Annotated in this window: 9 protein-coding genes; 8 read left to right on the forward strand and 1 reads right to left on the reverse strand. The window is 43.4% G+C overall.

Going from position 1 to position 25544, the window contains the following annotated elements; all coding sequences use genetic code 11:
* The first annotated feature begins 10 nt into the window (after positions 1-10).
* From R7Q39_RS04635 to R7Q39_RS04670, 8 genes are all read left to right on the forward strand, one after another.
* Positions 11-1912 (forward strand): DNA/RNA helicase domain-containing protein, encoded by a 1902-nt coding sequence (locus R7Q39_RS04635; RefSeq protein WP_213963398.1) that lies wholly within the window; start codon positions 11-13, stop codon positions 1910-1912.
* A gap of 46 nt (positions 1913-1958) precedes the next feature.
* Complete coding sequence (locus tag R7Q39_RS04640) at positions 1959-3212, forward strand: DUF6361 family protein (protein WP_213963397.1); 1254 nt, start codon at positions 1959-1961, stop codon at positions 3210-3212.
* Positions 3196-5019 carry a phospholipase D family protein gene (locus R7Q39_RS04645; protein ID WP_213963396.1) on the forward strand — a complete coding sequence of 608 codons (1824 nt, stop codon included), beginning with the start codon at positions 3196-3198 and terminating at the stop codon, positions 5017-5019. Before R7Q39_RS04640 ends, R7Q39_RS04645 begins: the two co-directional genes overlap by 17 nt.
* A 41-nt stretch (positions 5020-5060) precedes the next feature.
* Entirely contained in the window at positions 5061-8300 is a 3240-nt protein-coding gene (locus R7Q39_RS04650; protein WP_213963395.1) for a DEAD/DEAH box helicase, read from the forward strand.
* 120 nt (positions 8301-8420) lie between these two features.
* Complete coding sequence (locus tag R7Q39_RS04655) at positions 8421-11348, forward strand: DEAD/DEAH box helicase (protein WP_250157973.1); 2928 nt, start codon at positions 8421-8423, stop codon at positions 11346-11348.
* 3 nt (positions 11349-11351) lie between these two features.
* Entirely contained in the window at positions 11352-16211 is a 4860-nt protein-coding gene (locus R7Q39_RS04660; protein WP_213963394.1) for a hypothetical protein, read from the forward strand.
* 3 nt (positions 16212-16214) lie between these two features.
* Positions 16215-22721 (forward strand): DEAD/DEAH box helicase, encoded by a 6507-nt coding sequence (locus tag R7Q39_RS04665; protein WP_213963393.1) that lies wholly within the window; start codon positions 16215-16217, stop codon positions 22719-22721.
* Complete coding sequence (locus R7Q39_RS04670; RefSeq protein WP_213961351.1) at positions 22721-24838, forward strand: UvrD-helicase domain-containing protein; 2118 nt, start codon at positions 22721-22723, stop codon at positions 24836-24838. Before R7Q39_RS04665 ends, R7Q39_RS04670 begins: the two co-directional genes overlap by 1 nt.
* A gap of 65 nt (positions 24839-24903) precedes the next feature.
* On the opposite strand, the gene R7Q39_RS04675 is transcribed toward R7Q39_RS04670, so the two are convergent.
* Complete coding sequence (locus R7Q39_RS04675) at positions 24904-25518, reverse strand: hypothetical protein (protein ID WP_213963392.1); 615 nt, start codon at positions 25516-25518, stop codon at positions 24904-24906.
* Between the last annotated feature and the right edge of the window lie 26 nt (positions 25519-25544).

Below are 25544 nucleotides of genomic sequence, written 5' to 3' on the forward strand. Positions count from 1 at the left end.
GATAACTAAGATGGACTTAAAAGCAGGCTGGGATGGGACTTGGCAAGACTTTCTTTCTACAGACAAAGCTAGTTTTCTAGAGTCGTTAGTATCTTTCCATTCTAGTTTGAGTTGGACGCAAGATCTCGATCCTGCGCAACGCTTCGCTTGGGAAACTGAATACGATGTAATGACGTCTACCCTTAATCACGTTATTACAGAAACTCAAGTGGAACCAGAGAAGTGCTGGATAGCCTTTGAACAAGAATTGATTGGTGAAGGCGGAAAACGAGCGGCGGATGTTAACCTAGTTACTCCAGCTGGCGAATTGTTTGTAGTCGAGTTCAAACATAAGCAAGAAGCCTCTGAATACGAGATTCTTCGAGCAAACTCTGATTTGCAAACAATGCGACGTTATCACAGTGAATCTATCGACCTAGTCGGTCATGGTTTTGTTGTTCTCACCAAACCTGGTGCTAAGCCGTTCCAACACCCAAACCTTGTGTGTGACATCGCAGATGATGGGCTGGCTCCCCAGTTCGCTTCACAGCTTATAACGTCATTAAGTAAACCTAGTTACTATAGTGTACTCCAGTGGGCAAAAGGTGAGTTTTATCGCCAGCCAAGCATATTGCATGGCACTGCTCAGGTCTTTTTCGACGCTAAAATACCTACGCTAAAAACCTCAGCCGGTGAAAATATTGACCAGGCACGTACGGCACTTTTAAAGCTTTATCAGCATGCTAGGGATAAGCAGCAAAGATATGTTGTTGTCGTTCATGGGCGCCCTGGTGCCGGTAAGACTCTACTGGGCATTAGTTCTGTTGCGGAAATTGCACGTAGTGAGAGCGCAAAGCAGAGTGAACCTATTTTTCTTTCTGGCAATGGACCTCTCGTTCAGGTGCTACAACATACGTTAGATTATAGTGGTAAGCAGTCAGTTGGCCGAACAGGAGATAAGGTCATTGATGGTCGAGTGATGATCCAAGATCTGCTCCCGTTCAAGAAGGATCTGAAGCGCTCACTAACATCACGCAGAGAGACTTTTGTCGTATTTGATGAAGCACAACGAGCGTGGGACAAAGCAAGCCCTAGAGAATTACAATCACCGTCTGAGTTAATGTTGTTTTGTAACTGGCTTGTTTGTCAACCGTTTGGAGTGTTGGTGCTTTTGGTAGGAGATGGTCAAGCGATCCATCGCAATGAGATGCAGTTAGATCAGATGCTAGCAGACCTAGATGCAGCAATAAGAGCGCAAAACGGCAAAGTCATCCCTATTATGCCATCGCTGCACGCCAGTAAAATGCAACTCGTTACGCCAATTAAGAAAGACGTGTATAACCTTAAAACGCCCATTCGGCAGGCCTATACAGAGAGTTTAGACAAGTGGATTGAAGCGGTTCTGTCTAACAATTCTGACCTAGCTCAAAAAGTCGCTTTGGATATTCAGGCTTACTACCCATTGCGACTGACTCAAAACCGGCAAACTGCAGAAACTTATGCTCTGGGTGTACAACAAACTATGCACGAAGGAAACAAGCTTCAAGATGCCTTTAGAACAGGCTGGTTGATGTCCAGCCAAGGTGGCAAGTTTATTGAGGAAGTACAGAAAGATAAATGCAAACCAGGTAAACATATTGGCCCTTGGTACGTTGAGCCACCAAGTTCTGAAAATTCATGTTGTCAATTTGAAGCGGCTTGTACTGAGTTTAGTTGTCAAGGTTTAGAACTATCACTTGCTTTGTTTAACTGGGGGCAGGATATGGTCTATCGCAACGGAAAGCTGGTGGTTGAAGACCGGCGCCAGTACGAACATTACACAGAGGGTAGTTATAGAGTATTGCTCAGTCGTGGGCGTAGTGGTTTGGTCATAAAGTGTGATGACCAGGAAACGTTCGAATACCTGAAACAATGTGGTATGCAGGAGCTTTAAGTGGCTGTTGCTATATAAAAAATTAATATAAAGATGTGAGTGAGTAGTGAGCCGACAAAAAAGTCTAATTGGCTGGATAGATTTTTCATCTACAGAGCGAGAGCGTGTATCTCAAGTGTTATCCATGTTACAAGAGAAAGGTACACTTGATGAGTTGGGTATAGGACAAATTAGGGATGCTTTTGCGGATCAGCTTTTTCCGGGTTTTTCTACTATCCAAACCCGCGCTAAGTACTTTGTCACTATCCCATATATCTTTCACGACTACCGTAAGTTAGAGCCCTATGAGAGGCCCCCTCTTGCTGAATACATTAGCCAGCAAGAAGATAAACTGGCCAAGCGTTTAGTCGAAAACCATCAACATGACATGCCCTATGGGATCATTGGAAAAGATAGCTTAGAAAAGGGGGTAGCTCGTAAGCCTTCTTCAGTCTACTGGAATGGACTACGCCAGTTATCCATCGCTAAAACAGAACTGTCGTTAAGAGAGTTTGTTAATCAGTACCAAGAGCTAGCAAACAATAAGAGCGAAGCCCATATTGATGACGATGGGCCGCATTCTGATATTGCGCAACTGATGACTAAACCCGATGGTTACAGTGAATTTTGGTTAAACCAAGTATCAATAAAACTTACACGTAAAGAAGCTGATTACCTCAAAAATAAACTACAGCTATCGAGTAAGATTGAACATAGTGTCCCCGCTCAGTTATTCAAGCACAACCTTGTTGGTGAAGCTTTGCAAGTGGCTGATATGGTTGTCCATAATGGATGGCAGGCCGAAGCCCTTTATGAAAAGCTAAAAGACTCTCCTATTGCCGAGCAAACGAAAACATGTTTTGAAAACGCGCTGGAATTTAGTTTTGTTCTTGAAGGCGCGCATATTCGTTACAACATCCTCATAGCCCAACGTGCCAAGAATATCGAACAGATTGAACAGTTGAATGAAGAGTTTGATGTTTGGTTGAAACAAGCTCATAAACAGCCCAAGAGCTTTGAACAGCAGAGCATCGATAACTGGTACGAGTTTGCTTTCGGACCACATAAAAGCGCAAACAATCGTACACGTCAGTTTATCGAAAACTGGTGTAGCTTGATTCGCGAGAATGCCCCTGTAGATAAGTTGGATGAATGTGTTAAGCACCAAGCGATAGCAAATAAAGGCGCTCGGTGTTTGCTGAAAAAGGCCCTCAGTGAAAACCAAAAGTGGGTTGGAATGCGCCAGCTAGAATTTCGTTGGCCTTCTGCCAGAGTCATTTTACAAGATATCCAGGAGGGGCTAGATGTTAGTGCCGGATAAGAATCGCTTAGATTATGGCGAACAGCTTATCGCTCCCGAAGGTTATGAGCTTACTCATGCTATCGCCACGACTTATAGCTTGGACCTAAATACCTTGTTGACGGTGCCAATTGCCATGTGTTTTGGTCATACCTTAGAAGGCTCGGTTGAACACATGAGAATAGCGCTATTGGAAGCTTTAGGAATGTTGGGAGATAAACTCACGGTTTTCTACCAACAAGGCAATATTAAGTTGCCAGATAAGTACAACAGCTTATTTGGATTGTTGGAAGACAGCCTCGTGCCTTTAGTTCCAAACGCAGGAGAGTCAAATTCAGCGTTTTCGTCGTTTCACCCGAAATTGTGGTTACTTCGATTCGAAAGCCCAGATGGAACTAAAAATGTGAAATACCGCTTGATAGTGTTGTCACGTAACTTAACGTTTGACCGCAGCTGGGATCTCAGCGCTGTCATTAACGGAGAATCAAGAGGGAAGCGCAAGCCAGCCAATCGTCCATTGATGGACTTTTTTGATGAGGTTTACCGTGGTTCATCAACGCAATCATTTGATGAAGTAATTGATCCAGAAGAGCTAGTGAGGGTGCATTGGGATAAACCAGATAACATCACTGAACTTGGTTTTCTCTCTACTGTTTTTGATGATGGCAATAAACGACAGCGTCCAATTCGTTTAGAGCATGGTAATCAAGCCATGCTTGCTGTATCACCTTTTATTCGAGGTGGTGGCAAAGTAGGTACTTTAGATTGGCTTAGTACCTTTGCTCCTGATCACCAACGTTACTTATTTAGCCGTAAAGAAGAGCTTGATATGGCGGGCGAGAAAGCGTTGGACGGTTGGCACTGCTATGCACTTAACGAACACCTTATCGATGCGGAAGAAAATGAGGAAATGGACCAGTCCCCATTTGTAGAAAACGACCTCAACTTGCATGCAAAGTTATTAGTTGTCGACGAAACTGATTCCACTTCCAGCTGGCATCTTGGTTCTGCGAATACAACTCAAGCAGCGATGGGAGGTGCTTCTGATAGCCCGAGAAACAGTGAATTCATGCTTCGTTTAACGGGCGCCAAAGATCAAATTGGTGTTCATTCACTGATCAAGCAATGGGTTAATGAGCATGGCACAGGCTTATTTACAAAACATGAGTTCAGCGAATTAGAAGAAACTGAAGGTGAAGACTCTGATCGAGCACTTCGTCTTTTAGAATTCAGCCTAATTAATGCAGATTGGAAGCTCAACGTTGATTTATGTGGTGATGACGAATATCAGCTGACCTTGAATGGGGCTTTGGTTGAAATCCCGTCGAGTTTTGACGTTAAGGTTTCGACATTGAGTGCGTCACAGCCTCGAGCCCTAGCTCGAGAGGTTATTTGGGATAGCCTTAAACTCTCCCAGATTAGTGCACTAGTTCACCTCGAAATATCAGAAAATGATTCAGTGGTTAAGAATTTAGTAGTTAAAGCTGAAATAACGAATGATTTTGAATTGGATCGAGGCAAGGCAATTACTAATGAATTGCTCGAAAACCGCTCACAGTTTATGAGTTATATCGCGATGCTTTTACATATCGACCCAAGTAAGCAAGATTTGATGAACAGTGAGGGCAAGGGAGACGGTGAGGGGGCGGGTGGCGTGTTCTTTACCAAAGATAGTGTGATCTACGAAAAGTTGATGCGAGCGGCTGCGTTAAGTCCGGATTTGTTAGAAAGAATTGATCGTTTACAAGCGCAAGTCGATGAAAAGATCATTCCAGATGAATTCAAGACGTTATGGGGCGTCTTCTCGTCATTTGTACCATCCAAGTAGTAGTTAATAAATAGTTTTAAGAATTATAAGAACACGAAGTAATGACACAAGCGATCCTAGAGCAACTAAACGGTGTATTGACTGGCCTTAAAGATTTTCAAAAGGCAACGGTAGACCTAGTTATAGATAAGTATCAAATACCCGAACATAGCCACAGAATACTGGTTGCTGATGAAGTGGGGTTAGGAAAAACTATCGTCGCGAAAGGTGTCATCGCTCAATTACTGAAAAGACATGTAGGGACCAACACGGCTACACCGATGCGTGTCATCTATATCTGTTCCAACCTTGCATTGGCAGATGAAAATCGCCAAAAGCTGGCGCTCTTTAATGGTGAAGATGCAAAGCGATGGGTTAAACCATCAACATTTGGGCGTTTGGTTGAACTGGCTTTACAACCGAAAAAATCTGAATTAAACGATGAGCATGTCATTGAAGTTTGTACGTTAACCCCTTCGACTTCTTTTACGTTGACTGCTGGATCGGGTAACTGCCGGGAAAGAGCGATCTTAGCGGTTCTATTGTCTCAAACGACGAACTTATGTGAAGTTGTGGAACCAATTCGTCAGCTATTCAAAACCAACCAGATTACCAAAGAGGGCCGATGGGAAAAAGAATTGGGGGAACTGGATAAGGATTTTGACACTGAACCGTCGGTGTTATTAGAGCTTGAAAGCAGCTTGAGCAAGCCTTGCGAATCTACAGTGTTAAGAGAACACTTTTCATCGCTTCAAGATGCAGCGCTCTACCTAGCTAATTGTTGGAACAAAGACTCAGGCGAAACCGATGAAAATAGCCATCTATTTTACCATTTTAGAGTGGAGATTCGTCGACTGGTGGCGCGCTGTTGTGCTGGAAGCTTGCAAGCAGACTTGTTCATCCTAGACGAGTTCCAACGCTTTCAGTCTTTAACAGATCAAAGCTCTGATTCCGAAGAGTCGTTAATTGCTAGTCAGGTATTTAGTGATAAGGGCAAAGCCAAAAAAGCAAAACCCAAAGTACTTTTGTTGTCGGCAACGCCTTTTAAAGCGATGACGACAATTAACGATGAGGACGATGAAAGCAGTCATCATGAACAACTGCATAAGTTGCTCTACTTTTTATCGCACAATGATGTGGATTTTGTTTCTCAATACGAAATGAATCGTAATCTGCTTCATGGGGATATGTTAACCCTGTCGTCCGGCAATGCAGATTTTGAGTCTATCAGCGATACGAATGCGCGTTCAGTCGAAAAGTTACTGCGAGAGTATATTGCCAGAACTGAGCGGAGCCAAATTAGCAAAGGCTTTGAGCAGCTTATTCATTCCACTGAACTATGTTGTGGTTCCGACTTTAGTGTTGAAGAAGTCCAAGGTTACCGAGCGATCGAAGCGTTAAACGCAGTGCTGCCTAAAGGGCATGGAGGTGTATCTCTTATCGAGTTTGCTAAGTCAGCACCTTGGGCGATGTCTTTCCTCAATGGCTATGTTTTTAAAGAACGGTACCGCCGGAATATCAATAACCCTGAAGTAAAAAAGCTGGTAGATAAGTCCCAAAGTAGCGAGCAGATTCACGCTTGGTTATCTCGTAACAATGTTCAAAACTATAAATTAAACGTTGAACAAAGTGCCCCGAACGCAAAGATCAAAGCGTTAAGTAAAGTCATTTTCGAAGGTTCGCCGGAGAACTTGCTTTGGTCCCCACCTTGCAAACCTTATTACCAATTTGACGGTGTATTTAAAGGGAATGACTCTTTTACCAAGACATTGTTATTTTCATCTTGGGCGCTTGTGCCAAAGGCTTTAAGTTGCCTATGGTCTTATGAGGCAGAACGTCGAGTACTAAAGGGGAAGGGTAAAAGACCGCAGTACCATAGTGGTAAAAACGCTTCACCTTTACTTCGATTTGAAGGCCAATCGACTCTTAACGTATGGCATTTACTTTATCCATGTAAGTCGCTAGCGGAAGTGTCGTATTTGGATGGGAGCCTAGATGAGGTTTTGGCTCAACAAACCATGTTAATTCAGAGTAAATTGGCCTGTTTAAAGCAATATGAAAGTGAAGATAAGACCAATAGCGACTGGTACGTACTCGCTCCTATGTTGTTGGATAGACTAGCCGGGAATACAAGTCACTTCGAGCAGTGGTTAGAGGTGATTGAGTCTCGCTTGAGCAAAGAAGGCCGTATTAAGCATTTTGCTAAAATTAAGCAGTACTTTGAGGGGAGTGAGTCACTCTCTCTAGGTAAAATGCCTGATGACTTAGCCAAAGTGCTGGCTTATTCAAGCCTAGCTAATCCTGCTACCTGCGCAATGAGGACCATTCAAACTCTATGGTCAGAAGAACTCTCTGAACTCGACTCGATTAGTTACTCTGTTCAGTTTGCGGAGCTTACAACCAGACTGTTTAATCATGAATACGCCATTCCAATAGTTAAACGCAGTATTAAAGACACTCTAATATCTGGCCGAACGGATTCTCCTGCTTGGTATAAGGTCTTGGTCTATTGCACACATGGTAATTACCAATCAATGCTAGATGAATACTGTCACTTACTAGCTACATCAGGCAGTGATATTGGTACAGCAACTAGTAAGCTTGAGCACGCTATGGGGATCCAAAGCTCAAGTCAGAATGTTCATTTCTGGGAAGATAGGAAAAATAGTCCAAAAGATAAAAGGACAACAATGCGTTGTCATTTTGCTGTTCCGCTCGGTAATCAAAAACTCAATGATGATAGTGGCTTGAAACGAGTAGTGAGCGTACGTGACGCGTTTAACTCCCCATTCCGACCATTTGTGTTGAGTTCGACATCAATAGGTCAAGAAGGGCTCGATTTTCATTGGTATTGCCGTCGAGTCGTTCATTGGAACTTACCCAACAACCCCATCGATATTGAGCAACGAGAAGGGCGGGTGAACAGGTATAAGTCGCTTGTCGTTCGTCAGCGAATAGCAGAAAACCACACTCCAGATTTTGGCAACAAAGCGGATGTTTGGGAGCAGCTATTCGCACAAGCAGCCAATGATGATGCGAATAAAACGAGTGACTTAGAGCCGTTCTGGTTTACTCCTAATGGGAAGGCTCAAATTGAACGAATTGTGCCGACTTACCCAATGAGTAAAGAAGTTGCAAAATATTCGGAAGTAAAAAAGATACTGGTGCTCTATCGCTTAGCGTTTGGACAACCGAGACAGCAAGAGCTCTTGGAAAGCTTCACAGCCTGCGATATAGAAAGTGAAGAATTTAATCGAGTGAAGGACTCGTTGATCATCGACCTTGCCCCTTTGAATGGGTGATATTTTGTGCATATGAAACTTATTTGGTCGCGAATTGTACCAACCGTCTAATAAATCACAGGATTTATCACGAGCTCAACGTATAATACGCAGATCTGTAAAAGAAATTTGGATGTAGAAATGGCAGTTGAAAGTCAAAAGTTTGCACCGGGCATGCGTATCGTTGTGCGTGACGCAGAGTGGATGGTAAGAAAAGCCGATAATGCTCAGGGCGGTGGAGTTTTACTGTCATGTGTTGGTATTTCTGAGCTGGTCCGTGACAAAGAAGCACAGTTTTTAGATACGCTTGAAAATCAGTACGGTCGAGGTATTGAAGTACTTGACCCGAAAAAAACCAAACTGGTTGAAGATGATTCTCCTGGCTTTCTAAACTCGCGTTTGTATATCGAAAGTAAGATTCGTGCTCGTGTTCCTGTAGATGAAAATATTCATCTTGGTGACAAAGCAGCGATGGACAGCATGAACTTTCAGCTTCTACCAACCAAAATGGCATTAAAGCAGCCGCGTCCTCGTATTTTGATTGCCGATGCCGTGGGCCTTGGTAAAACATTGGAAGCCGGTATCCTGGTCTCTGAGTTGATGCGCCGAGGCAAAGGTAAGCGAATTTTAGTGCTTACCGTTAAATCGATGCTGACACAGTTTCAAAAAGAATTTTGGAGTCGTTTCTCTATCCCACTAACACGACTTGACTCTACAGGGTTGGCTCAGGTTAGATCTAAAATACCGACCAACCATAACCCGTTCAATTACTTCGACAAGTCCATTGTTTCCATTGATACGTTAAAGCAAAGCCAAGAGTACTCGCACTATTTAGAAAAGGCTTATTGGGACATCATCATCATCGATGAAGCTCACAACGTAGCCGAACGTGGAGGCTCTCAACAGTCGCACTCGGCGCGTTCAAAATTGGCGAAGCTACTGTCAACACGTTCAGATGCGCTGATTATGCTTTCAGCCACCCCTCACGATGGTAAAGCGGAGTCCTTCGCTTCACTAATGAATATGTTGGATGCGACCGCCATTGCGAACCCGAGTCATTACACTCATGAAGACTTCAAAGATAAAAACTTAATAGTTCGTCGTTTTCAAAAAGATGTTCGTGAAGAAATCGCCGGTGAGTTTCCGCCGCGAGTGATAAAAAGTCTAAGTAAAACAGCATCACCAGAAGAAGAAGCCGCGTTTGCCCGCCTAGTTGACCTCAAGTTAGAGTGCTCAGATAACGGACGAAAATCGAGCCACTTGTTTAAAGTAAGCTTAGAGAAGGCGCTGTTTTCTAGCCCGCATGCATGTTTGTCAGTGGTTCAAAATCGAATCAACAACCTATCAAATCGTCGAAATGCGAGTGAGTTTATAGAGGATATAAATGAGTTGGAGTCATTCAAACTCAGTCTTGAGAATATCATTCGCACCCAATCAGCATTTAGTAAATACAATAACCTGCTTGAGACCATTAAGGATGACTTGTCTTGGAAGAAGAATGGGCCATCTGATGATAGGCTCGTTATTTTCACAGAAAGTATTAAGACATTGGATTATTTGTTTGAAAACCTCAAGCAAGATCTGAAGCTTAACGACAAGCAAATCAAAAAAATGCACGGTAGCATGGCGGATACAGACATCATGCAAGTGGTTGAAGAGTTCGGCCAGGAAAGCGCCCCAATTCGCGTGCTAGTTTGTTCTGACGTAGCGTCAGAAGGTATCAACTTACATCATCAAAGCCATAAGATGATTCACTTTGATGTGCCATGGTCGTTGATGACGTTCCAACAGCGTAATGGTCGTATCAACCGTTATGGTCAAACAAAACAGCCACAGATCCGATACCTACTCACAGATTCCGATAACCCTCAAATTAAAGGGGATACGCGCACGCTCGAGCTCTTGATCGAAAAAGATCAACAAACGGTTGAAAACATTGGTGACAGTGCAGAATTTACTAAGTCATACAATAGTGAAGAAGAAGAGGCGCAAGTCAGCAGCGTTATGCTAACCGCTGGTGGAACGGAAACTTTGAATGCACAGTTTGAAGAGAGCCGCCAGCAAGCAGAAGAGTATGATGAAGACGAGTTCGATATGACAGCCTTTTTGGCAGGTATGGACTTTAATGAAGGTGATGATGCTCAGTCACAAAGCCAAATTGCAGTCTCAGACGTCTCATTCTTCAAAGATGATCACGATTATGCAAAAGCATGTTTAACTTTCTTAAAGACGAAGAATTCAAAGCTTTCATTCACAGTAGATCAACAACTGATTTCACTTTATGCGCCCGAGGATTTACGTCGCCGGTTTGAGTTTTTGCCAAAAGAAGTTCGCCCATCTAAAGATACTCATTATCAACTGCACTTAAGCCAAGACAAAAGCTTAATCAACAGAGAGATCAAGAGAGCTCAGTCAGACAGTGTTGCTTGGCCAAAAGTATCTTACCTATGGCCGGTGCATCCAGTGTCGAATTGGCTCAACGACAAGGTGCAAAATGCTTTCGGCCGTCATGAAGCTCCCGTTCTTCGATTGGCCGGAAAACTTGATCCACAAGAAGACTATTTCATTTTATCGGGAATGTATCCAAACCGACGCTCGTATCCAGTGGCTAACCCTTGGATTGTTGTCAAGTTTAACAAAGGATTGCTAACAGGAATTGAGCGATTTCAAGATTTCATTGATAGTTCTCGCTTGCATGAAGCTGACTTATCAAACCAAGGTGGTCTGCGTGATGCGAGCTATCAGCAGAGCTTACTGCCTTTGGCAATCGACGCAGCTAAGCCACATATGGAGGCTCGTCGCCTAGAAATTGCTAAAACACTCTCAGATAAACTTCAAGCGCAAACGGCAGGCCTTGAAGCGCTCAAATCTAAGCACTTAGAGCAAATCGAGTTTGACTTTGGTGAAAGTAAATTACATGCAACTCGTGCACAAAATGAGCGTGATACCAAAACACGTCAAGTAAATAAGCTTTTTGAAGCGCATCAGACGTGGATTAAAGAAACATTAGAAACACAAGATACACCGTATATTCAGCTAATCGCGGTACTAACCGGAGCAAGGGGTTAACAGATGGCACTTATTGGCATTAATAGTGAAAATGATTTCTACTCACATCATTACTTAACTGAGCTATTTGTTAACGATTTACGTGATGTTCTTGGTAACTGGGATAGTGCAGAAAAAGCCGCTCGTGAAGCGGAGAAAATCGCGCGCGAAAAAGGTGAAAAGCCAGAGGCCGGTTACAGAGCGCCTTATACCAGGCTGCAAAGCTATGCTGGCAAGTACTTTAGCGAGTTAAATGCAGCTCAGCATGAAACCAAAGCGGAGAAACGTTTATTTAATCAACGTACTCGCTTTACGCCTATTTTTGAGGCATTAGGTTTTGAGAACGAGTCTACAGGGGAAATGTTTGAAGCGCAGTTTGCCGTACTTGAAAACGGTTATCTGCCTGTGCTCAAGCAGATTAATCACAGCGATGGAACACCGCTATTGTGGGTCGTTGAGGCGCATGATTTGGAGTCTGACCGCTGCCTTGACCCATTGGCGTTAGGTTTGCTTAAAGAGCAACTCGTTGGCGAAGAGCTGGATGAAAAAGCTAGAAAGGCGCTTCAAGTTAACGATAAAGGTGAAGAGGTTACCTGGCAAGATATCGGCTCAAAATACATCTTTAACCAAGCGGAGCCACCACGCTTTGTCGTCTTACTTGGTAACCGCCAGCTAGTGCTTCTGGATAGAACCAAGTGGGCGCAAAACCGTATCTTACGTTTTGACTTAGATGAAATTTTTGGTCGCCGTGAAGTGGATACGTTTAAAGCCATGGCAGCTCTATTACACCGAGACTCGCTATGTCCTCATGAAGGCAGTTCATTGCTGGATAACTTGGATGAGTCTTCTCACAAGCATGCATTTGCAGTTAGTGAAGACCTGAAAAGTGCACTGCGAGAGTCTATTGAACTGCTTGGTGATGAAGCAGCAGCCTACCTGCATGAAAACCGCGCTGTGATAGATGGTGTTCGACTTTCAATGACGGGTGAGCGTCAACTTGATGCAGAGCAGCTCTCTTCAGAATGTTTACGTTATATGTATCGCCTACTGTTTATGTTCTATGTTGAGGCAAGACCTGAGCTCAAGTATGCGCCAGTAGATGCACCAGCGTACTTGCACGGTTATAGCTTAGAAAGCTTGCGAGATCTTGAAATGATGGATCTTTCAACGGAAGAGTCACTTAACGGTACCTACATTCATGACAGCTTAAATATGCTGTTTAGTCTGGTAGCGAAAGGTTATAACGAAAATCAGCAGCAAGATGAGTTATTCGAAGGTGAAGTAGGTGGCTTGGTTGATACCTTTAGCATACCTAAAGTGAACAGCCATTTATTCGATGATGCAAACCTTAAGTATTTAAGTAAGGTCACCTTTAAAAACAGCACTTTACAACAAGTGATCCGCTTGATGTCTCTGTCGAAAGAGACAAAAGGGCGCAACAATCGCCGTGGCCGCATCTCATATTCACAATTGGGCATTAACCAATTGGGCGCTGTATACGAAGCGTTACTTTCTTACCGTGGCTTTTTTGCTAAGACAGACCTTTTCGAAGTAAAGAAAAAAGGCGAGACAATTAATGAGCTCGAAACGGGGTACTTTGTTACCGTAAGTGAACTTGAAAAGTACCACGAAGACGAAAAGGCTTACGATAAAGAAGGTAACCTGGTTAAGTATCCACAGGGCAGTTTTATTTACCGTATGGCAGGTCGAGACCGTGAAAAATCGGCTTCCTACTACACGCCAGAGGTGCTGACTAAGTCCTTGGTGAAATATGCTCTTAAAGAGTTGTACAAAACGCAGCTCGACCCTATCGAAGATTTACACGCAAAAGCAGATAAAATCCTGACGCTTAAAGTATGTGAGCCTGCAATGGGTTCGGCGGCATTCTTGAATGAAGCGATTAACCAGTTGGCCGAAAAGTATTTAGAGTTGAAGCAAATTGCTTGCGATGTACGTATCTCGCAAGAGGACTACCCTAAAGAGCTTCTGCGCGTAAAAATGCGTTTGGCTGATAACAATATTTACGGCGTCGATTTGAACCCAATTGCGGGTGAACTGGCTCAGGTATCACTATGGCTGAATGCTATTTCTGATGAAGGCTTTGTCCCACGCTTTGGCATGCAACTGCATACCGGTAACTCATTGATTGGTGCTCGCCGTCAGGCACATGCGCCAGGCTATTTAACCCAAACCAGTAAAACGTCTCCCAACTGGTTAAATACCCCGCCAAAAGAGGCCCATAAACTTGCAGATAACCATATCTGGCACTTCTTGTTACCTGATACTGGTATGGCGGATTACAAAGACAAAGTTGTTAAAACAATGAAGCCCGACGAGGTTCGTTCAATTAATGACTGGCGAAAAGAGTTTACTAAGAAGTTCACTCAAAACGATATTGATAAGCTCGGTGAGCTATCGCAAAAAATCGATGAGAAGTGGAAAAGTGTCGCTTCGCTGCTGGCAACTTTACGCTCTCAGCTAACGGATGCGCACCCAGTTTGGCCAGAAACGAGCCGCCCAAGTCGCCAACCAATCGATGAGAAGAGCATTCTGGCGAAAAAAGAGAGCAGCACGAGTTACCAAAGTTTAAAAAATATCATGGACTATTGGTGTGCGCTTTGGTTCTGGCCAATTGATAAAGCCGACAAGTTACCAACACGTGAGCAATTTATTGTCCACATTGAAGTTATGCTTGATGGTAAGTTCGACAATGTTACTAATTTAGCTGAAATCAAAGCGGTAGCTAAACGCCAAAAATTCTTCCATTGGGACTTAGAGTTTGCTGATCTGTTTGGTATTCATAATTCAACCGAACGTAAAGGTTTTGACCTGATATTGGGTAACCCACCTTGGCTTAAAGTGCAGTGGGAAGAAAAAGGCATTATGGGTGATGCTGACCCATTATTTGTAGTAAAAAAACTAAGTGCCCCTAAAGCGACACAACTTCGTGATAATGCATTTGAATATTATCCGAACTTAGAAAGCAGCTATTTAAATGAATATTCAGAGTTTGAAGGCACGAAAGGGTATTTAAATGCTATATGTAACTACTCAGAACTAAAGGGGAGTCAAACCAATCTCTACAAGTGCTTTTTACCGCAAGCATGGCGAATTGGTGCTGGTGGTGGAATTAATGGATTCCTGCACCCGGAAGGTGTTTATGACGATCCAAAAGGTGGTGCGTTACGAGCTGGTATATATTCTCGTTTGAAACAGCATGCACAATTCCAAAATCAAAGGATTTTATTCCCCATAGGAGATAGGGTTAAATTTAGCATTAATATTTCGACTAATTCGGTAAATGAACAAGTTTGCTTTGATAATATTGCGAACCTGTTTTCAGCAAAAACAATTCAAGATTCTTTAGAACACAGCGGTGAAGGTATTGTTGGAGGAATTAAAACAGAGGATGGCAGTGATTGGAATGAAGTAGGGCATCGTAGTCGTGTTGTAAGAATTACTGAAGAAACATTGAAACTATTTGCAAGACTCTATGATGCTGATGGAACTCCTGCATTACAAGCGCGATTGCCTGCATTGCATTCGCAGGAACTGGTTTCTGTTCTAGAAAAATTTGCGAGCCAGTCACTAAAGCTTGGTGATTTTGGTGGACAATATTATTCGTTAGAAATGTGGCATCAAACTAACTCACAGGATGATGGTACTATTCAAGAGGGCACTCATTTTCCAAAACTGACAAAGAATTGGGTCATACAAGGACCTCACTTTCAAATTGGTTTGCCATTTTGTAAAACTCCAAGAGCGGTTTGTACAGAGAAAGGGCATTATGATTGCAACGATCTAACTGTTATTCCTGATTCCTTTTTGCCACGTACAAACTATGTTCCTGCATGTTCAGATGTTGATTATTTTTCTCGAATACCAAAAGTACCTTGGACCGAACAAGGCGAAAGCGCCCCTAAACCAGTAACGGAGTATTACCGATTTGTTCATCGTCGAATGTTTGGTGCTTCTTCCGAAAGATCCTTTATATCTGCAGTTGTGCCGAAAGGTGTGGCTCATATAAACACAGTTATTTCCACGGCGTTTAGGGAAAACAAAAAATTAATGTCTTTTGCAGGAGCTAGTTTTTCCGTTGTTTATGATTACTTCTTAAGATCAACTGGCAAAACTGACCTTTATGCAGCAGACATGGCAAAGTTCCCGTATTTTGAAAACACACGCATAGCTCAAAGAGCTCTTTTACTGGTTAGTTTGACAAGTCATTATGCCGATCTTTGGAAAGAGTGTTACAAGGAGTCGTTAAATAAACAAACCTGGGCAAAATTAGACCCTCGTTTATCAAACGGTTTCTTTAATGAACTTACCCCAGAGTGGAATCGTAATTGTGCATTACGAAGCGACTTTGCCCGTCGTCAAGCTTTAGTTGAGATAGATGTGCTAGTTGCAATGGAATTAGGTATGACTCTCGAAGAGCTTTGTTCCATTTACCGCATTCAATTTCCTGTTATGCATGATAACGAAACAGATACTTGGTACGATCAAAATGGGCGCATTGTGTTTACCAAATCGAAAAGTTTAACGGGCGTCGGTTTAGATCGCTCATTTAAACGCAATAGCTTCCAAACAGGCCTGATTAATGGTGTGTTTGAAGGCAAAGATGTAGGTGAAGGCTCTGAAGAATCACCATTGACAGATATGGCGATGAACCTTGGTTGGAAAGATGTGCAGAACCTGAAATCTGGCACAGTTATCAAGATCTTTGATGACGAAACCATCCCTGCTGATGAGCCCGATGAAAACGGCAGTTATAACCAAGTGGTTCAGCGTACCGTAGAGTACGTCGCACCATTCACCCGTTGTAACCGAGAAGATGACTACAAAGAAGTGTGGGCATTTTTTGAAAAAGAACTGAAAGGCTAAACCATGCTACCAAGTATATTATCTACCCAGGTTGTTAAAGGGCTGCAAAATTATGTGCGCTCGGCGTTTACGCTAAATTCAGCTGGGTTTGAAAACACCATTGATGAGTTTTTGGCGCAAGAGGACAACCTGATTAAAGGCCCGTACGTGTCGATTGCCTTGCCTTTTCGGGTATCCAATACACCGCTGGACTTTTTCCCGCATTTTACGCTGCCGTTTAGCCCGTATGCGCACCAATCTATTGCTTACAATCGCTTAACGCAAAGCCCACCGCAATCGACGCTGGTGGCGACAGGAACGGGCTCGGGTAAAACCGAGTGTTTCCTGTACCCAGTGCTTAACCACTGTGCCAGTGAAACTAAGCAAGGAAACAAGGGCGTAAAAGCAATCATCATCTATCCGATGAATGCCCTAGCAACCGACCAAGCCAAGCGTTTTGCCAAAGAGTGCGCTAAAAACGAAGGCTTGCAAGATGTCCGAGTTGGGTTGTTTGTAGGTGGTGGCGATAAAGACAGCGTACAAAAGCGAATGTCTTCGCAGTCGGTCATTACGTGTAAAGAAACTCTGCGTGCCGATCCGCCCGATATTTTGCTCACCAACTATAAGATGCTCGATTACTTGCTGATGCGCCCACAAGATCAGTCACTGTGGGAACATAACACCGAGGGTACCCTAAAATACTTGGTGGTGGATGAGCTACATACCTTTGATGGCGCCCAAGGTTCTGATTTGGCGTGTCTAATTCGCCGACTTAAATATCACCTTAACGCCAATGACCAAGATTTTGCCTGTGTGGGTACCTCTGCAACAGTAGGGGATGCGTTGGCGCCATTGATCGATTACGCGAGCAATATTTTTGATGCGCCATTTGATGAATCTTCAGTGATTAAAGAAGACCGACTTGCTTACCAAGAGTACTTGCAAGATTCCGTCGTAGAGCACTTCGATTACCCAAGCGCTGTAAATGCGCATCAACTGATTCCAGTCAGTGAACAGAGCCAGATTGACTATCTTAATGAGCAGATTTCGCTATGGTTCGCGGATTTGCCAAAGTCAGAGCTGGATAAGATCCTTATTGATGAAAAACTGGATGGCACGGATGGTGAGTCTGACTCAGCAAGATCTAAGCGCATTGAGCTGGGGCTGAAAATTAAATCTCACCAGTTTTTTACGACGCTACTCAAACTGCTGAACGGTCAGATAAAACCATTGGGCTCACTTGCGCAGCAGATTGCGCCGGCGTTTCTACTCAATGAAGATCAAGCTAAAAGTACGCTTGAGAGTTTTATTAGCCTTATTGCTTTTGCTCGTGCGCCCATTGTGGAGTCTGAAGAAGATAGAATTGCACGTGAACAGAGCGGTAAACCTCGAATGGTATTACCGCTATTGAATGTTCGTCAGCAGTTATGGTTACGTGAACTGCGAAGATTAGTGGCGCGTTTTGAAAAGTCGCCAACGCTGACTTTCGCCGATGACTTAGCGTTTGATAACGACTCGCTTGAACACCATTTCCCGGTTATCAATTGCCGTGACTGTCATAGCACTGGCTTTGGTGTGATCGAAGATGCTCGTGAAGAGATTCAAAACGATCTCAATGAGTTCTACCAACATTTCTTTAGTCAGTCTCCTAGTGTTCGAGTGCTGTTCCCATTGATGGAAGGGCAAGAACCACCAAAAAATGTTGGTGCAGGCCGAATTCAAAAAATCTGTAAACATTGCTTGAATGAAAGCCCATTGGAGGCGACAAGCTGCCAAAATTGCGACAATGACTTAGATGGTGAAGGTTTAGTTCGTGTATTTAAGCCACAGCTAGTGACTTCAGGCCAATCTAGTGCACCTAAGTTCAAAAATGAATGTCCAGTATGTAAAGCCAAAAATGGTTTAAACATCATTGGTGCTCAGTCAGCAACGCTTTCATCCATCGCTATTAATCAAATCTATGCAAGCCGGTTCAATGAGAACAAAAAGCTGATTACGTTCTCTGACTCGGTTCAAGATGCCGCTCATCGTGCTGGCTTTTTTGACGCCCGTACCTGGCCGTTAATGGTTCGAGGTCACATCGGTAAAGTGGCGACTCAAAATAGCGGTAGAACGCTGGATGAGTTTGCTCATGATGTTGTGACTAAGGGTATGGAATACAGCCAAACTCAAGAAGACTTTGTCGCCAATTTTATAGCTCCTGATATGGAGTGGCAGAATGACTACATTGAGTTTACACAGACTGGAGCATTAAAACCGGGCAGTTTGCTTTTAGACAACGTTAAGAAACGCTTGGAATGGGCGGTTTACAGTGAGTTTGGTCTCAGGTCTTCGTTTGGTCGAAACCTTATTCGCACCCACGATGCATCGATTTCGTTTGTTGATGATGGCTTTAATGTGGCCATTGAAAATGTTTTTAACGCCTTACGTGAAGAGTTAGGCGACGATTTCTTGCATGTCACCCAAGATAACATTGCCCACTTTGCAATCGGTGTGCTGGAACGAATGCGTGAAAACGGCGCTATTCATCACCCTTTTCTAAAGCGGTACGTAGAGCTAGTGGCAAATTGGCATGCGTTCAAAAATAGCGCCAGTCAGTTTTTTATGCCGCCTTGGTCTCAATATACTAAGGTGCCGCAGTTCTTGACTCTGACCTCCATTAAGAATTTTGATCCAATTCTAGGTTCAAAAACAACACCATCTTGGCACCAAAACTGGATGATACGATGCCTGGGTCACAACCAAGATCTGCTTTTCTCACATCATACTCCACTGATATATCAAAGACTTCTCTCTGAACTGTCTCGTCAATTCGTTGTGACAGACTACACCTTAGAGGGGGCGAAGTACGATGGAGAAAAGGCTTGGGGTCTTGATAATGCGGCATTGACTATAAACACCGATGTCGCGGTACTGGGTTGTTCAGAGTGTGTGTCAACCAAAGTTATTGCCAGAAAAGATCTGCCACTGTATGTCGATATGCCGTGCACTCGTTCCGGCTGCTTGGGGCATTTAAACAGAGAAATCCAACCTCAAGAAAAAAGTTGGCAGAGTGCCGAGATGCACCGCGTTAATGCCCATGAGCATACAGGTTTGTTAGAGCGTGAAGTACGTGAGCAAACGGAAAACTCATTTATTGATGGGAAGTCTGCATTATCCGTCAATTTACTATCGGCGACCCCGACACTAGAAATGGGTATCGATATTGGCGGTCTTTCTTCAGTGCTGTTGTGCTCGGTGCCACCAGCGCAGGCTAATTATCTGCAGCGTATCGGTCGTGCAGGGCGTCAAGATGGTAATGCGTTTAACATGACGGTAGCGGCTGCTGACCCCCATGATCTTTATTTCTACCAAGAACCACAAGACATGATGGCCGGGGCAGTAAGCCCTCCTGGTGTTTTCTTGGATGCATCTGCAGTGCTTGAGAGACAGCTCTGCGCGTTTTGTATGGATCGCTGGATAAAGACGGGTGTTGAACCACAAGCGTTAGGTAAAAACGTCAAGGAGATGTTGGATGCAACGGAGGCCTATTCTGCCAATGGCACTGCGCCTGATGTTTATCCGTATAACTTTTTGACCTACGTGCGCAGTAATGAAGAGTCGTTGTTCGCTCAGTTTACTATGGTATTTGACACACTTTCAGATTCTTCTACCCAGAAGCTCGAAGCATTTCTTAAACATAAAGACAATGAGATGAGCTTGTTTGGCAGAATTTCTCGCGCTCTTGGACTGTTGGTTAAAGACAGAAAATCGTTGAAGGCACGCTCAGATAAATTAAAGCGTACCATCGATGCTGAAAATCAGCGCCCAGACAAGCCTCAAAATCATGCCGAGACAATCGAAGAGCTCACTCGAGAGCGGCAGGCGTTACTGGCGTTGATGCGCAGCATGAACAACAAGCGCACATTGAACTTTATGACCGACGAAGGGTTATTGCCAAACTATGCCTTCCCAGAGGGGGGAGTGACGCTTCGCTCGGTATTGTGGCGTTTAAACGAACAAGCTGAAAATCACGAAGGGAAGAAATACGTTACTACGACGTATGAATACGAGCGTCCTGCGAGCTCGGCGTTGTCTGAGTTTGCACCTTCGAGCAATTTTTACGCGAGTGGTTCAAAGGTCACCATTGAGCAAATCGATATGAGGGTTTCGGAAATCGAGACCTGGAGGCTTTGCCCGCATTGTAACCACAGTGTTCAGGAGATTGAAGCGAATACTACCGCGCAATGCCCGAAATGTGGCCACGATAAGTGGGGTGACATTCAACAGTCGGTGCAAATGCTTAAACTTCGACAGGTGTATGCAAGAAGTAGTGCGAAAGAAGCAAAGATCTCTGATGACTCAGATACGCGAACACCAACGTTCTTTCAGCGTCATATGTTGGTCACTTTCGATAAAGCCGATGTGAACTTTGCCTATCAAGTAGAAAATGACGACCTGCCATTTGGCTTTGAATATTTGAACAAAGTAAGTCTTAAAGATATTAACTTTGGACAGAATAAAAATGATGCCGAAGAGTTTTCGGCTGCTGGTGATGTGCACCGAAAATCAGGTTTTAAGGTTTGTAAAGACTGCGGCAAAGTAGATTTGGGACGTGGTGATGTTAAGCACGACTATAACTGTAAGTATTTTGCTAAGCCGATGGAAGCTGAGTTTGAAGACTTCCTGTACCTCTATCGTAACTTAGAGTCAGAGGCGCTCCGCATTCTATTGCCAGTAACCAACCAAGTGACAGGAAAGGTTTCAGAAGCATCGCTAGCGGCTGCGTTGCAACTCGGTATGAAGCGTTACTTTAAAGGCTCTGTCGACCACTTAAAGGGCTGTATCTATAAAGAGCCGGAAGACTCTGGCGACTCTTACCGTTATTTCTTGGTGATCTATGACACGGTGCCAGGAGGCACTGGTTCGCTTAAGGACTTGATGCAGAGTCCTGAGAACTTGCTCAAGCTTCTATCACTTGCTCAAGAAGCAATGATGGAGTGCGACTGTCATGAACACGGTAAAGATGGCTGTTATAAGTGTGTGTATGCTTACCGCGATCGCGGGCGAATGAAACACATATCAAAAGCTAGAGCGCTATCGATGCTGGGTAATATTTTAGATGAAGGAAATAGCTTAAAACGCATTAAGTCGTTGTCGGATATTTCACTTGAAACAGTGTCTGATTCTGAGCTCGAGAATCTCTTTATCGATGTGATGAAAAATCAGAAAGACTTCAATGTGACTGAAAACTACATCAGCGCCAAAAAAGTGTGGTTGGTTAACTCTAAGCAAAACCCACAGAATTCATGGGTAATGCATCAACATGTAAGAATTGGCGAGGTGGAAGGTGTTGATACTTGGTCAGAGCCAGATTTTGTATTAGAGCCTGCTCGCCAAAGTATGAATACCAAGAAAATAGCCATATTCTTGGATGGTTATCGTTACCACGAAAGTATTGTTGATGAAGACGTTAAAAAACGCACCAGCATCCTGAATTCAAACAAGTACTACGTATGGACGTTGGTGTGGGATGACTTAGTCGGTGAGCTTGACGCTAGCGCAAGTAAAGCATTCTTTAGTGAATATTTCATTTTATCAAATAACGGTAGAAAGCTACTGAGTGGACTAGATGCGTTGCAGCATACGTTACCAACGATCACAGGAAAAATTCAGGATAAGCACTCTTGGCAGCTATTAACGCAATTGCTCAATAATCCTGCTGAGCATGAGAAATTCTACCAACAAGCAGGCCTTGCTTACTTTGCTGGAATGCTTGAACCACAGTTCATGGGGAATAGTGCAGTAAAACAGAGTTTTGAATACGAGATGCGAGAGAATGCTTCTTTTGATCGTGTGGCAGAGCTGTGTGATGGTAAATATGTCTTTGGTGGTAGGTTAGATAGCTTAAATACTGAAAGGGATGACCAGTTTGTCGAAGTGTCGACAACTCTTCCTTTTTCTGTATTTGGAGCATTAGCTCAGAAGCGTATTTCAGGACAAACACCGAGTGAGTTTTTGGCGTCAAACCTTAAAACGCACCTTTGCTTTGATGATCGTCCTCTTGGGCTTGCACATGAAGGGAAAAATGAAGCGGATCGCAAAAAAGCCTTGTTCGGATTTTGGCGTATGGTCAACATCGGTCAATATCTACCTGATTTTACCTTCAGTTCTCGTGCTGCGCTTCAAGATTACAGCTTCTATGCCTCAGCTCAAACTAGCGATGAGAAAGCCACTGATGAACATGTAAGCCCAATCGATAGTGAGGCTTGGGACGATATTTTAAATGATGAACTTTTAGAAGATGCGGATGTTCGTTTGATGCAAGAAATGGGCTTTGATGCACCAGTTGTGGGTGAGGAGTTTGCAGGTGAGTCTTTGGAGCCTATTGGAGAAGTGGAACTGTATTGGCCTGAATTAAAAATCGCGTTCCTTCTTGAGAAAAATACTGAACTTGAGACGCTATTGAACAAGCAAGGAATTCGTTTCGTGATTGGTGATATTTGCAAAGAATCCCTAACTGCCCTTAAAGAATTAACAGGTGAATCGTAATGACAGCACAGCACAAACCTGATATTGCCTTCGGGCAAGACTTTGTTAAGTCTTTGGTGAATATTCCGCCAAGGCAACAGAAAAAAGTAAATGATTTCATAAGTAAGTTTCACAAGAATCCAACCAGTTCTGGAATTAATTACGAGAAGATCAATAACGCAGGCGATAACAACATGCGTTCTGTGCGAATCGACCAAGCGTACCGCTGCATTCTATTGAAGCCTGAATCAGGTAACACTTATGTGATGTTATGGGTAGACCATCATGATGATGCGTACGAATGGGCATCTCGTCATACTTGTAAGATTCACCCTTCGACAGGTTCAATTCAGATTGTTCCAACAAGTATATTGTCAGATGCTGAGGTACCCGCAACAGAGAAACCAATTGAAGAGCGTTTGTTCAAAGAGCTCCGAGAGCGCCAACTTCTTGCTATTGGGGTTCCAGAATCAATGGCGGCACGCGTTGCTAATGTGGTTGATGAAAAAGAGCTAGAAAGTTTAGAGAAGCGATTACCAGTAGAAGCTTACGAGGCCCTATATCTGTTGGCTGCTGGAGAAAGCTATGATTCTGTGTACTTGGAGTACTCTGGTGAAGGTGGTGATGTCGATACAAATGACTTTGACGCAGCATTGAAACGCACCGTTACTCAGCGAAGCTTTGCGATCATCACTGATGACTTAGAGCTGCAAAACATGCTTAATGCGCCCCTAGAGATGTGGCGAGTATTCTTACACCCGTCTCAGCGAAAACTCGTTGCGAAGCAAAATAATGGTCCAGTACGAGTGTTAGGTGGCGCAGGCACAGGTAAAACAGTCGTTGCGATGCATCGTGCTGTTCATTTAGCTAAAGGCTTAGTGAAAAGTGGCAAAGGGAAAATCCTGTTTACCACGTTTACAAAAAATCTGGCTAAAGATATTGAGCAAAACCTTAAAAAGATTGCTACTACGGAAGAGCTTGAACGTATCGATGTTGTCAATATTGATGGGTTTGTCCGGCAGTTCCTACAACATCAAAATTATGACTTTAAAGTCGTATTTGATAATGATTCCGATCTCCAAAAATGTTGGGACAGCGCATTAGCATTAAGTGACGGTGCACTTGGGTTACCTGATAGCTTCTATAAGGAAGAATGGCTTCATGTCGTGCAAAAATTAAATGTTACCACTAAGGCGGAGTACTTTAAGGTGAAGCGGATAGGGCGTGGAGTCACATTAAATCGGGCAAAGCGAGCTAAAATTTGGCCAGTGCTTGAAGAGCTGAGATTACAGATGATGCAGAATCGCATAAAAGATGTAAAAGATGCGATGTCTGATGCTACGCAGATACTGATGGATAATCAGTTCAAGGCATCATATCAACATGTAGTCGTGGATGAAGCTCAAGATATGAGTCATCAAGCCTACATGTTTTTACGTCAATTAGTTCCTGAGCAGGCTGATGACTTGTTTATCGTTGGTGACGGACACCAACGTATTTATAAAAACAAAGTGGTACTGTCACAGTGTGGAATTAATGTTCGTGGGCGCCGGTCTCAAAAGCTTAAAATTAACTACCGTACAACAGAAGAAACGAAGCGTTTTGCGGTGAGTATCTTAAACAACGTCCAAGTGGATGATTTAGATGGGGAAGCAGATAAGTCCTCAGACTACTTGTCACTTTTCCATGGTGAAAAGCCAATCATTGAGCATTTTGAGAATAAACAAGCTGAGCTAGATTACATCGTTGCCCAAATCAAATCCTTGTCTAGCAATGGTGTTGAATTCAAAGATATTTGTGTTGTAGCAAGAACTAACAATATAAAAAATGACTTTGCGGAATCGATATCCAACTGCGACCTCCCTGTGTTTGAAATTAATCCAAATACGGTTGATGCCAATCAAGAGGGGGTCCGTCTAGCTACAATGCATCGTGTTAAAGGATTAGAGTTTAGATATCTGTTCATTGTTTCTGCCAACTCAGGGGTTATACCGCTTAATATCCTCGATTCAGATGATCCAATTGAGAAAAAAGATCATGACTTCAATGAACGGGCATTACTTCATGTAGCAGCTACTCGTGCGATTACACAGCTCTTTATTAGCTCTTATGGAGTGCAGAGTGAGTACTTGAGGTAATAAGACAACAAAAACTGACAGCCAAATATTCAATTCAAACGGTATTGGCTGTCAGTTCTTCACTGTTATCTTATTTGACTGAGCTTTTCACAAACGGTGAAAATCAAATCTGCCAAGTCAGCAATCGTTTTGCAGTCGTAATAGCTGCCAAACTCATCATCCATTGCCTCAAATGTCGCGTCGGCTGCATTGTCCACTTCTTTAATGCCTACAAGGTCGGAAAAATCCGTCATGAACATCATTGCTATCATGATACCTTTATCTTCCATACCACCGACGGCATTACCATCTTCGTCTTGACCACAAAATATCCGACCGTAGGTGACGTCCTTAAAAGACACACCGAGTTCCCGTGCCCATACCATACGCTCGATATCATCGGCTAAGTCACTGCCAGGTTTGATCTTCACTTGAGGAAGTTCGAAATAATAGGCGAATAGCTCAATTAAAAACGTCGTGATTTGTTCATGACTGGTGGCTGAAGATAAGTGAATCCTAGGGCATTTTTCTAGTAGCCGTTTCTTTTGCTCTTCTGATAAGTCATCATCCAGTGTTTGAGGTAATACAGGTGATGTAGGTACAATCTTGATGTACATCGGCTTTGCTTCTTTATTCATATTGTCCAACTTTTTTAAGATGTTGAGCTCTTCCTGTGTTGCCTGTTGTTCTGGGTAACTCATACTGTTCCTTTTTTTAAATCGAGTTC

The sequence above is a fragment of the Vibrio sp. 947 genome, assembly GCF_033339115.1.
Taxonomy (GTDB): domain Bacteria; phylum Pseudomonadota; class Gammaproteobacteria; order Enterobacterales; family Vibrionaceae; genus Vibrio; species Vibrio alginolyticus.